Here is a 12,654-nt window from a genome sequence, read left to right on the forward strand (position 1 = left end):
TTATTCATAACTTAAACCATGTCCGTAGTTATAAAGAATGCTTCCTTCTTGGCTGTAGATTGTTACCGGCAATTGGCCGCTTGGATTGTTTTTACCAAAAATCGCATTGATGGATGCTTCGTAACTGCCTGGTCTGAAACTATATTGCGCAATATATGCTTCAACCTGTGGATAGGCCATAATATCATACGGATTGCGGATTCCGACCGCGGCCACAGGAACATCTGCTGCGATGACTTGGTTCGCCAGTTTCATCAGATTGCTATTTGGTGAACGCCCACTCACAGAGGAAGTCTGCGTTCCGAGCACAACATAATCAGCATCTTTGACCCGATCTAATTGTAGAGCAGAAAGCGGCACTTCCGTCGCGATCACTTCAACCTTTTCATGATGCTTGCGTACTTCCTCCGCCAGAAGGTTCGCACCTGAGCCAATGACAAGCACAGTTTCATCACCTTCTGGATTTAGCGGCAGTAGTTCTTCATTCTTGACGAGCGTAATCGATTTTTCTGCTGCTTCTTTTTCAATGTTTTTATGCTCTGCAGACCCAACGATCGCCTGGGCATGTGCAATCTTGTCCTCTATGCTCACTTCTTCTTCAGCTTTGAAGATGCCTCTGTTCATTTTTAGCGCTAGCACTCTTTTGACAGACTGTTCGATTCGCTTAACGGAGAGATCTCCAGAATGAATAGCATCATAAATTCCATTTGCGACTTCTTCAATTCCAACCGGCATGAGGAGAATATCTGCCCCCGCATTTACCGCACGAATGGCGGCGTCGACAGGACCGAAATGATCAGAGATGGCAGCCATATTCATCGCATCGGTCACAATCACGCCCTCATAGCCCATTTCTTCTCTGACCAAGCCAGTTAGCACCTTTTTAGAAAGCGTACCTGGAATGGCAATTTCAGAACCATCCTTTTTCGAAATGGCTTTTGTATCATCGATTTTGGGGAAGGTGACATGGGCGCTCATGATGGCGTCCATTCCGTCACCCATCGCCTGCTGGAATGGATATAGCTCAACTTGCTTCAAACGATCGATATCATGCGGTACCGATGGCAACCCGATATGAGAGTCAACAGCTGTGTCTCCATGCCCTGGAAAATGTTTCGAGGTCGCAGCAATTCCGCTTTCATGCAGTCCTTTGATATAAGCTTTACCCAAATCTGCCACAAGCTGTGGGTCCTCACCGAAAGAACGTACACCAATGACCGGATTATCTGGATTATTGTTTACATCCAGTACAGGGCCAAAATTCATATTGATCCCGAGGGCATTCAATTCCTCTCCGATTGCTTTACCGACTTTCTCAGCCATTTCCTCAGAACGCGACGCCCCAAGAGCCATGTTGCCAGGAAAATCGGTTCCCATTTGCAGCCTTGTTACGATGCCACCTTCCTGGTCAATCGAAATGAGCAGTCCAAATTTCTCAGCAGCTTGTTGATAATCGTGCACAAGCTTTGTTGTTTGTGCTGTCGTCACCGTATTCTCCCTGAATAGAATAACGCCACCTAAATGGTAGTTTTTCACAAGTTGTGCAATCTCACTGTTCATTTCCGTCACATTTTTCCCTTCCCAGTTGCGGAAATCAGGCATCAGCATTTGCCCAACTTTTTCCTCCATCGTCATTTTGGAGATCACTTTTCCAATAAGGTCATATCGCTTGGCCTTGGGCTTAATAAGCTTTGTCTTACCGCCTTTAGAAGATTGGATTCTGATTCGGTCTTCGTATCTCCCATCACTTACGCTAATAACCGCCGCCCCGTTCTGTCCAGTCAGCGTCACAGTGCCATCGTTACTGATATCGGCAACCTTTTTATTAGAGGATTTCCAAACGAGGTTTTTCCCCGCTAGCTTATATGATCCGTCTTTATAAACATGAAGTGGATGGAGCACTAGCTTGTTGTTCTCAACTTCCCTTGTTACCTCTGGAATATTGGCATCCAGTATCAGGTCCATCGCCTGCTCCTTCTGTGACGCGGCTAGACTAGCGGCAGGGATTCCCGATAGCACGAGAACAGCCGTTAACACCATAACAACCATTTTTTTCAGCATGTTCCTCTCTCCTCTCAATTTAGTCAAATGTCTCTATCCTCCGGCATTCTTGTTAAAATTGTTCAACCGAACTTTTTCATAACGTGCTTCTTCTAACGGTCCTGCCTCATTCCAGGAGGCAGCCAACACCGTGCGATAATGTTACAAGAAGTCAACTGCACTTGAATAGTCTTCTGTAAATCCGTACAAGACTTCAACGTAAAGTCATCCATGCAGGATGCTGAACACCAAAACAAAAGCGATTCATTTCTCTATATAACTCCTCCTCTACTTGAAATTTTCAATCGCTACTGCTTTTTTTAAAAAATGTAAACGCTTACTACCATTAGTAAAATCATACCTGTTGAATGTTGCTACACACATCTCCCTAAAGTACCTTTTATGGAATTTTACTGGTTATTTAGTCCTGATAATTCGGAATTATTTTTTAAAATCTATTAATTTTTATTGAAATTTTATTTTAAATAGGATGAAATCACCTGTCTTTTTGTGATAAATTGCGAATATAATAGAAATGGAGCGAACTTACCTTGAATTGGTCTTGCTTTATTGATGGTCACCACAAAATGTAAGCGCTTCAAACAGCCAGTATGCACTTATACTCCTTATTTTGATTGCCTCACTGGCAATACAAGCATAAGAGCTTGTCAAATTAGAAAAAGGAAGGTGTCATGGAATGAAAACGTACTTACAAAGAATCGGCAGAAGTTTGATGCTGCCTGTTGCGGTGCTTCCAGCTGCCGCAATTCTGATGGGAATCGGTTATGGAATCGACCCATCTGGCTGGGGAGAGGGAAGCCCGGCCGCTGCCTTTTTGATTAAGGCTGGAGGATCGATTATTGAACATATTCCTATCCTTTTTGCCGTTGGGATTGCCTTAGGGATGGCAAAAGAGCGGGACGGTTCGGCAGCATTAAGCGGACTTGTTGCCTTTCTTGTCATTACTACGCTCCTTTCATCCGGCACAGTAGCGATGCTTCAAGGGATTGAGGCAGAAGCGGTTGATCCTGCCTTTGAAAAGATTGAAAATGCCTTTGTCGGGATTCTGTCTGGTATTGTCGCTTCCTTAATGTACAACAGGTTTAGTCATGTGAAACTGCCAGATGCGCTCGCTTTCTTTAGCGGAAAGCGACTTGTGCCAATCATGACAGCTTTCTTCATGCTCCTAGTCTCGGTCGTTTTCTTTTTCTTATGGCCGTTCATCTACTCTGGGCTCGTCTCCTTCGGTGAATCAATCGCCAAATTAGGCGCCGCCGGAGCCGGGTTGTATGGGTTTTTCAACAGGTTGCTCATTCCTACAGGCCTGCATCATGCCCTAAACTCTGTATTTTGGTTTGATGTGGCTGGTATCAATGACATTGGGAAATTTTGGAGTGGTGATGGTGTCAAAGGAGTAACCGGAATGTACCAAGCTGGATTTTTCCCGGTGATGATGTTCGGATTGCCTGCTGCCGCGCTAGCGATGTACCATACAGCCAAAACGAAAAAGAAAAAACAGACAGCTTCTCTAATGCTTGCAGCCGGATTTGCGGCCTTCTTTACCGGAGTGACAGAACCGCTTGAATTCGCCTTTATGTTCCTAGCTCCGATGCTTTATCTCGTGCACGCAGTCCTGACCGGTCTATCGCTTGCGATTGCTGCAGCATTCAACTGGACGGCCGGGTTCGGGTTCAGCGCCGGCCTGATTGACTTTGTGTTAAGCTCGCAGCTTCCGCTTGCCAATCAGCCATATATGTTGCTTGTCCAAGGTCTAGTATTTGCCGTCATTTACTACTTTGTCTTCCGTTTCTTTATCACAAAATTCAACTTAAAAACACCTGGCCGTACGGATGACAGTGACGAACAAGAGCAACATGATACAATATCTTCAGATAGCAAATATGCGGACATGGCTGAACGAATTTTTGCAGGACTCGGTGGCGATGCCAATGTCACTGACCTTGATTATTGCGCTACGCGTCTTCGCATCGAAGTCAAAGATATGGACGCTGTTGACCAAAGTAAGATTAAAGCGACTGGGGTGCCTGGAATCAATGTTGTCGGCCCTAAGAGCATCCAAGTGATTATCGGGCCTCAAGTCCAATTCGTTGCGGAAGAGGTCAAAAAACTCCGCAGAAAATAATATTGCCAATCATTTTAGAGACTGGAGACAAGTTCCTTATTTCCAGTTTTTCAGGCTTCCTGAAAAAAATAAACCGCCACGAGAATGTGGCGGTTTATTTTTTCTATTTTTTCAGCTATCATTTGAAAGTACTTTTACCTTTTGTTCAATTTCCTATTTATCGTCTTCTTCTACGTTTACGAAGGAAAGATGGAATCTCTAATGAATCTTCTGGTTCCGGTTGGGACTGTTGTGGAACATATTCCACATGCTCTTCTTGTCTTTCATAATCTTGGTCTTCTTCAGGTACTTCGTAACGGATTGTTTCCCGTTGATGAGTGGCCGCTGTTTGATGATACGCTGAACTGTTTGTGGCACCCCTTTGCGGACGTTGAGGTGAGGTCTCTTCGGGCTCATCGCTGTTAAAGCCTGTAGCGATGACGGTTACAATAATTTCCTTATTAAGGTTCTCATTAATCACCGAGCCAAAAATCATATTAAGCTGGTCATCTGTTGCAGAGGCAACAATATCGGCCGCTTCTTGGACTTCATATAAACTTAAGTCCTTGCCTCCGGTGATGTTCATGAGTACCCCTTTCGCACCGTTGATCGACGTTTCCAATAACGGACTGAAAATGGCTTTCTTCGCTGCATCTACGGCGCGATCTTCGCCTGAAGCAATCCCGATTCCCATTAGTGCTGTCCCTTTGTTGGACATAATCGTTTTTACATCGGCAAAGTCTAGGTTGATTAAACCTGGGACTGCAATTAAATCAGAAATCCCTTGAACCCCTTGACGAAGGACATTATCTGCCTCACGGAACGCTTGAAGCATTGGCGTTTTTCGATCGACTATTTCGAGCAATCGCTCGTTCGGAATAATGATTAACGTATTAACCGCTTTTTTCATTTCTGCGATTCCAGAAGCTGCATTAACGGCACGCTTGCGACCTTCAAACGCGAACGGACGCGTAACGACACCAATTGTTAACGCCCCAAGTTCACGAGCAATTTGCGCGATAGCTGGCGCAGCACCCGTTCCGGTACCACCGCCCATCCCAGCCGTAACAAACACCATATCTGCTCCCTGCAAAACTTCTTGAATTTGGGTTCGGCTTTCTTCGACCGCTTTACGGCCGATTTCCGGGTTTGCCCCCGCACCTAAGCCTCTTGTTAACCCTTCACCAATTTGCATCGTGATTTCCGCTTTTGACATGTTCAACGCTTGCGCATCGGTATTGACGGCAATAAATTCAACCCCTTGAACTCCATCTTCAATCATGCGATTGACCGCGTTGTTGCCACCACCTCCAACACCAATCACTTTTATCGTGGCAAACTGATCTATATTGGTTTCGAACTCTAGCATTTTAATACCCCCGATTCTAACTTTTTTAAACTGCCCCCATATTTTCTATCTCTTAAACTATTCTATAATTCTATCTCTCTTTATAAGGGCATTTCTAGCAATTACCATTAGATTTTAAAATTTGTAAACTTAACGTAATATAAGTACAAAATCGCGACATTCTTTTTTGTGAAATCTGCTATTTGACGGCATTTTTTTAGATTATTCACAGTCCGTATCTTTTCCTAGGTAGATGGTTGTTAAAATCCTAAAGCCGATTTTAACGTAGGATTAGCCATTCTGTGCGTTAATACTAAGTTTGCTGGCTCTTTCTCCTAAATTTAAATTACTTTCCAGTGAAAACATAGCTTTTTCTCTACATTTTATCTCTAAAAGCAACAAATTTTAAGAAAAGAGTCTTTTCTTAAGAAATTAACCCTATCTATTCGCATAAATGAGACATCGATGAAGAATTCTCCGCTCCTAAAATTATAAAAAAAGAGCCAGGGTACCTCCTGGCTTCTTCTAAGCTTTCACACTCTTAATTAACCGAAATAACTGATTGGTTGTGAAGCGAAGGTTTCCGAACGTTGTATCAGCCACCATTGCTTCTTCTAGCGACATAGGAGCGTTGACAATGGAAAAGCATGCTGTCATTCCGTTTTCATTTAAAGAAAATTGATTCTGATTGATTCCTCCGGCTAAAGCGATGACAGGAATTCCATGCTTCGCTGCTAACTGGGCAACTCCCATTGGAGCTTTCCCCATCGAAGTCTGGCCGTCGAGCATCCCCTCTCCTGTCAAAACAAAATCAGCTCCTTGCAATTGTTCTTCCAACCCTGCTACATCTAAAACAAGATTAATTCCAGATTGAAGTTCAGCATGTAAAAATCCTAGAAACGCAGCACCCAATCCACCGGCAGCACCTGCTCCTTCCAGCGAATGAATCTCCAAGTTCAGTTCACGTTTGACCACACCAGCAAAATGCTCAAGCCCTTTATCTAACTCTTGTACCATTTCAAGAGTTGCCCCTTTTTGGGGACCATAAATATAGGCTGCACCATTTTTTCCAAAAAGAGGGTTATTCACATCACAAGCTACTTGAAACGTGCATTCGTTCAACAGTGGATGAACCTGATCTTGATGAATCGCTTCAACCTTAGCAAGGCTTTGTCCTCCTAAGCCCACTTCTTCGTTCTCTTTGGTTAAAAAGCGAAACCCTAGTGCCTGAAGCATCCCTATCCCAGCATCATTTGTCGCACTTCCACCTAAGCCAATGATAAACTTCCTACAGCCTTTTTCGATTGCATCTAAGATGAGCTCACCCACTCCATATGTGGTTGTTTTTAGAGGATTGCGCAAGTCAGGTGGAACAAGTGGCAATCCACAAGCAGCCGCCACTTCAATCATCGCGATATTGCCATCACCTGAAACTCCGTACTTCGCCGTTACCTTCTCCCCGAGGGGACCTGTGACCATTGTTTCCACCCATTGACCTGAAGTGGCATGAAGGAGGGCCTCGACCGTTCCTTCACCACCATCCGCGAGTGGCAGGGTGACAATCTCTGCATCCGGATAAACATCGTGAATTCCCAATGCAATGGCTTCACTGCCTTTAATGGAAGAAATACTACCTTTAAATGAATCAATTGCGATGATCGCTTTCATCCCCGTCACTCCCTACTAAGCTTCTAGTCTATAGTAAATTTTAACACAAGCAGGAAGCAGAGACAGTCCCTCTGCTTCCTTTGATTTCATAATATTTCGTTAATTTACATAAGAAATGGAGCAATAAGAGATAAAATGACCAACATCAGCGCTCCACCAATCCGTGAAGAAATTTGTAAGAATGGCATCAAGTTCATACGTTCCGATGCACTTAGTACAGCCACGTCACCCGATCCACCCATGTCTGCCATCCCAATCCCTGCAGAAATAGCGGATTCAACAAAATAGAAGCCAACCAATAATCCAAAGAATCCGGCTGCTAATGTTGCCACAATGACCGTAATTACCGTTAAACTGATATAGCTAGGATTTGTAACAATTTCAATAACACTAGAGAAATCAACCATTCCTGCACTAATCGAGACCAAAATAACTGGTACCCATGCTTTAGTAATGAAGTCATACCAGTCTTCGGCACCTTTTTCGATATGAGCTGGTAAAACACCAAAGATTTTCAGCGCAGCAGCGGCTATAATAATCCAAACATAAGAGTGGAAAGTCGGAATAAGTTCGGCAACAATTTTCCCGACTACAAAAATCGTCGTTGCCACAATCATCCCTACCATGAGACTGTTGATCGAAAACGGAAAAGCAGAGTTGTCTTGACCTTTTAATTCAACTTTTTTCCCATTCTTTTCAACGCGTAAAAGTTCACCATTACCCGAAAAGTTCTGCTTCTTGCTCCGTTTTCCTAAACCATTCAAAGCACCAGCAGCAAAAATACAAATCATATTTCCAACCATAACCGCTGGAGCAATTTTTGCTAATATATCTCCTGCACTTTCACCACTACTTTTCGCGAAAATCTCTGACATCGGCACTGCACCTGCCGCCATTCCGCCGCCCATGATCGGACCAACAACATAAAAAATGGTTTCACTAAAGCCAAAGCCGATTACCTGTCCAACCAACCCGCCTACTAAAATGGCAGAAGCAACAGCTCCAAGAAGTGGAATGAAAAAGCGTAACCCAATTTTCAAAAGCATTTTGCGGTCCATACTTAGTATGCTCCCTACAATAATTCCCGTTACAGCAAAATCCGAGAAGCCTAACTCATTATAAAAACCATCGGTTAGCGTTCCAACACTTTCTGGCAAGATGCCCAAATAAATAAACAAGGCCGGAATTAAAATACAAAGAATTGGACCTCCTCCAAAGGTATTGAAGACAGGAATCTGATCGCCAATCCACATCAGCAACATCCCAAGGACCATGGCAACAATGATTCCACTTGCCATATTATGTGGGAGGATTTCCATATAAATACCAATTAATAAGATCACAACGATTCCAAAAAAGATTGGGACATCAATCCCAGCAATTTTCTTCTTTGACTTTGAGTTGACTCCAACTGGTTCTACTACAGGCTGCTTATTTAAGTTACTCATCTTTTTCACTCCTTTTATAAGAAAAATAGATTAGAAAGCGCTTGCATTTATTTATATAAGGTGAACCTATCCATCGTGAATAGGCTCACCCTTCTATGATTTAGGCTCTAGCTTTTAAGCGTGTAATAATTTCATTGGTCACTTCACTAGTCGTATGCTTTCCGCCAATGTCTGGAGTTAACATCCCGTCATTTGTAACACTTTCAACGACATCTAAAAGCACTGTACCAAGTTCTTCTTCTCCATAATGGTCGAGCATCATTTTCGCTGTCCAAATTTGTCCGATTGGGTTGGCAATCCCTTTCCCAATAATATCTGGTGCCGAACCGTGAACTGGTTCAAACATCGATGGATATTTTCCGTTCACATTGATGTTCGCTGCTGGCGCAATTCCGATGCTTCCCATAACCGCAGCGCCAATGTCGGTTAACACATCGCCAAACAAGTTACTTGCGACAATCACGTCAAAACGGGAAGGATTGGTCACGAAGAAAGCAGCTAGGGCATCGATGTGCTGTGAATCGGTACCGATTTCCGGATAATCCTTTGAAACATCCTGAAACACTTCATCCCAGAACGGCATTGAATGAAAGATACCATTTGATTTCGTTGCACTCGTCACATGCTGCTTCCGTTTTGTCGCTAACTCAAACGCATAGCGCATCGCACGCTCAGTGCCTCGTCTCGAGAAGATCGCATTTTGAATCGCAATCTCATCTTCCCCTTGGTAAATACGACCACCAACTGAACTATATTCTCCCTCACTATTCTCACGAACGACAATGAGATCAAAGTCTTTAGGATTGACTAATGGAGAGCGAACACCCTTGAAGATTTTAGCAGGACGTACGTTGATGACTTGTTCGAATTCACGGCGCAGCTTGATCAGTAGACCCCACAACGAAATATGGTCTGGTACTAGCTTCGCATTCCCCACTGCACCTAAAAAGATAGAATCAAAGTCTTGCAATCTTTCAAGACCATCTTCTGGCATCATCACCCCATGCTCTAAATAATACTCACAGCTATAGGGAAACTCTGTGAATTCAAAAGACAAGCCTCCATGAAGGTCTGATACCGTTTGCAAAACCTCGATTGCAGCTGGTACGACTTCTCTGCCAATTCCATCGCCTGGAATGCTAGCAATTTTTAAGTTTTTCAATGTTGTTGCCCCCTCTTCAGTTTTTTGCACAAACGGTCGTCGGTCGACCGTCTTTGTTTTGTAATCCTACTATATAACAGAATTTTTCATACAGCAAGTTAATTTTTAGACTTTTTTGACTGTTTGGAGCACAGTGAACGCAACTCAAAAGGCTAGATTGGGAACTTTTCAAAACAAAAACAAGCTGTTTTATTTTGCAAACAGCTTGTCCTACCGTCTTTATTTTTCATCGTCTGTCGCAAGGACTTCGACTAAATGTTCAGTATCCAGCTCTAAATGATTAATCATTTCTTGGGCGGCTTGATCTTCATCGCGCTGTTTGATGAAACTAAAAATTAGCTGATGTTGTTGAAGGATATCTTCTGCGCGATGATTTCCTTTAAAGTTTAAGACTCGAAAATAATGGATAAGTCCTTTTAAATCGTAAACTTGCTTTTGCAAATGAGCATTGTTCGTGAAAGTTAGAATCAACTGATGAAATTTTTCATTGAGTGTAATAATCGAATTGTCATCCTGCTTTGCTTGAATCGCTGCCTCTGTATCAGCGAGTACCTGCTCAAGCTCAGCCAACTCTTGGTCACTTGCAATTTTCGTTGTTAACCTCACCGCAAACGATTCGAGTGCCATCCGGCAATAATAAATATCCTTCACATCTTTTAGAGTAGGCTCATAAACAAAAACCTTTGAGTTCTCTACAACCAGTAGACCTTCTTTTTCAAGAATGCGAACGGCCTCACGGATTGGGCTCTTACTGACATTATGTTCTTTTGCTAACTGCGTCTCATTGATCCGTTCACCAGGCTGATATTTCCCGTCAAAAATCATTTGCCTAATCATGTGATAAAACTGTATGTAATAAGGAGCTTGTTTTTCGATTGATAGGTCGCTCATCGTTTTAACCTCATTTCTATTCTTAATAACGGGTTAGAGATTGATTGGAATTTAATTTAATTAAACTATACCATTACTACTAGTAGATTTAGTAGTGTCTTCCTTTTTTAAAAGTGAGTCTTCAGTAAACTTCATTGCATGGACCAATTCAAAGTCTCTAGAATCCCCATCGGCCTATGAAAGATGGTCATTACTACCCTTCTCTTATAAAAGTGTTCAAAGTCAGATAGAACAAGTACTTCTATTAAAAATAGGGAAAAAGCCTATCTCAGTATTCGTCATTAACATAACACATAATGGAAAATACAAGTCTTACAATATATCCAGTCCTTACGGGAACACATAAGCCACGATTAAGTTAAGAACTTGAATTTTCCACGTTAGATTTTATGCCAAACCAACTGACAAAGCGATAAAAAAAGTTAAAGTAGAAACCAAGGACAAAGAGTTCCGACTCATAATTATTATAACGGGAGGCGTTATATTTTGGAGAACACTACTTTATCTACATCCACTAAGTTTCGATTTGAAGAGGTCACGGTGAAACAATTACAAACTGGCTACGCAAATGGAGAGTTTACAGCAGAAGAAGTGGTGCAGTCGTTTTTAGAAAGAATAGAAGAGTTTGAAGCAAATTACAATGCTTTTACCTTTCGAAATCCTCACATAATAGAAGAGGCAAAAGCGTTCGATCGTTTGCGTGAGGAAGGGGCAGAGCTTGGGCCACTTGCTGGCATTCCAATTGTTATTAAGGAAGCGGTTGATATAGCCGGCTATCCATCAACCTTCGGATGGGCTCCCCTCGCGAAAGCAGTAGGTGGAATGGAGCTAATGCCGGCAAAAGATGCACCAGTGGTGACGCAATTAAAACAAGCTGGAGAGATCATTCTTGGTAAAACCAATATTCCTGCTTTTAGTTGTGCCTATAATGCGAACAACAGCTGGGCTGGCCCTACTTTTAATGCAGTGAATCGCGAAATCTCACCTGGCGGAAGCAGTAGTGGCACGGCGATGGCTGTGTCAGGAAACTTTGCTGTACTTGGGGTAGCTGAAGAAACAGCAGGATCGATTCAGGTTCCAGCTGCCGCCCAAGCATTGGTCGGCATCAAGCCATCGTTTGGGCTAATTCCGTCTAAAGGCGTGACTCCGCTTGCGGGTAGTACGCGCGATGTTTTAGGCCCTCATGCTCGAACAGTGGAAGATGCAGCAATTATGTTGTCGGTCATGGCAGGCTATTCAAAGGAAGATGTTAAAACCGCAGTAGCAAAAGGCAATGTTCCTGACGCAGGCTACACTGCTTTTCTTGATGCTGGGGCACTTAAAGGAAAACGATTGGGCTTGTACGGACCTGGCTGGCGCACAGCTGAACTTTCACCGGAAACGGAAGAACTATATGCACGAGCCATTGATGAGCTTAAAAAGCTCGGAGCGGAAGTTGTCGAAGACCCGTTTGCGGGCACTGGCTTTGCAGAGTACATGAAGGCAAAGAACGGTTTTATTGGGATGGAATCGTTCTTTTACGACCTTGAAAACTATTTAAAAAATATCAGTGCAGAGCTCTCCATTCGCAGCGTATTTGAAAAAGCAGGTGAAGTTCCATGGGCCGAAGGTGGTCCATTAAGTCTTGTTAGTGATTTAATTAACGCCGAGACTGCGGCAAAGGACCCGAACTATTTACCTGATCTCACTGAATTTTCCGAGGTTAAAAACGAATTGCTACGCATCACTAATCATGTGCTGGAAATCCATGACTTAGATGGGTTTGTTTATCCGCAGATGCCAGAAGCAATTCCGGCACGAGAAGTCGATAACGTGAAATCAACAACCATTTCAGAAATCAATATCAGCGGCCTGCCGCTCATTACGGTACCTGCTGGTTATTACGAATGCGGCTCTCCGTTTGCGCTTGCTTTCTTCGGTAAAATGTGGAGCGAAGCCAACTAATTGGCATGAGTTACGCTTATGAACAAGCGAC

General features: G+C 43.2%; 8 protein-coding genes. 2 read left to right on the plus strand and 6 right to left on the minus strand.

Annotated elements, in window-relative coordinates:
• The gene (locus tag M3182_RS06205) at positions 1 to 2,061 is read right to left on the minus strand and encodes a glycoside hydrolase family 3 protein (protein ID WP_251557418.1); all 2,061 of its coding nucleotides are present in this window, start codon (positions 2,059 to 2,061) and stop codon (positions 1 to 3) included.
• A gap of 676 nt (positions 2,062 to 2,737) precedes the next feature.
• On the opposite strand from M3182_RS06205, the gene nagE reads away from it, so the two are divergent.
• Entirely contained in the window at positions 2,738 to 4,183 is a 1,446-nt protein-coding gene (gene nagE / locus M3182_RS06210) for an N-acetylglucosamine-specific PTS transporter subunit IIBC (RefSeq protein ID WP_251557419.1), read from the plus strand.
• Positions 4,184 to 4,340: 157 nt separating this feature from the next.
• On the opposite strand, the gene ftsZ is transcribed toward nagE, so the two are convergent.
• The 5 genes from ftsZ to M3182_RS06235 all read right to left on the minus strand — a co-directional run bounded on the left by ftsZ (position 4,341) and on the right by M3182_RS06235 (position 10,679).
• Entirely contained in the window at positions 4,341 to 5,531 is a 1,191-nt protein-coding gene (gene ftsZ, locus M3182_RS06215) for a cell division protein FtsZ (protein ID WP_251426425.1), read from the minus strand.
• 504 nt (positions 5,532 to 6,035) lie between these two features.
• Positions 6,036 to 7,178, minus strand: coding sequence for a glycerate kinase (locus M3182_RS06220; protein ID WP_251426426.1), 1,143 nt, complete (start codon positions 7,176 to 7,178; stop codon positions 6,036 to 6,038).
• Between the two features lie 104 nt (positions 7,179 to 7,282).
• Complete coding sequence (locus M3182_RS06225) at positions 7,283 to 8,626, minus strand: 2-hydroxycarboxylate transporter family protein (protein ID WP_251557420.1); 1,344 nt, start codon at positions 8,624 to 8,626, stop codon at positions 7,283 to 7,285.
• Positions 8,627 to 8,726: 100 nt separating this feature from the next.
• Entirely contained in the window at positions 8,727 to 9,788 is a 1,062-nt protein-coding gene (locus tag M3182_RS06230) for a tartrate dehydrogenase (RefSeq protein WP_251557421.1), read from the minus strand.
• A 219-nt stretch (positions 9,789 to 10,007) separates the two neighbouring features.
• A complete protein-coding gene (locus tag M3182_RS06235) occupies positions 10,008 to 10,679 on the minus strand; it encodes a GntR family transcriptional regulator (RefSeq protein WP_251426429.1) in 672 nt (223 codons plus the stop codon).
• Positions 10,680 to 11,165: 486 nt separating this feature from the next.
• Here M3182_RS06235 and M3182_RS06240 point away from each other — a divergent pair, with 486 nt between their 5' ends.
• On the plus strand, positions 11,166 to 12,623 hold the full coding sequence (locus M3182_RS06240) for an amidase (RefSeq protein WP_251557422.1): 1,458 nt from the start codon (positions 11,166 to 11,168) through the stop codon (positions 12,621 to 12,623).
• Positions 12,624 to 12,654: the final 31 nt, after the last annotated feature.

The organism is Mesobacillus maritimus, from assembly GCF_023715205.1.
Taxonomy (GTDB): Bacteria; Bacillota; Bacilli; order Bacillales; family Cytobacillaceae; genus Mesobacillus_B; species Mesobacillus_B maritimus_C.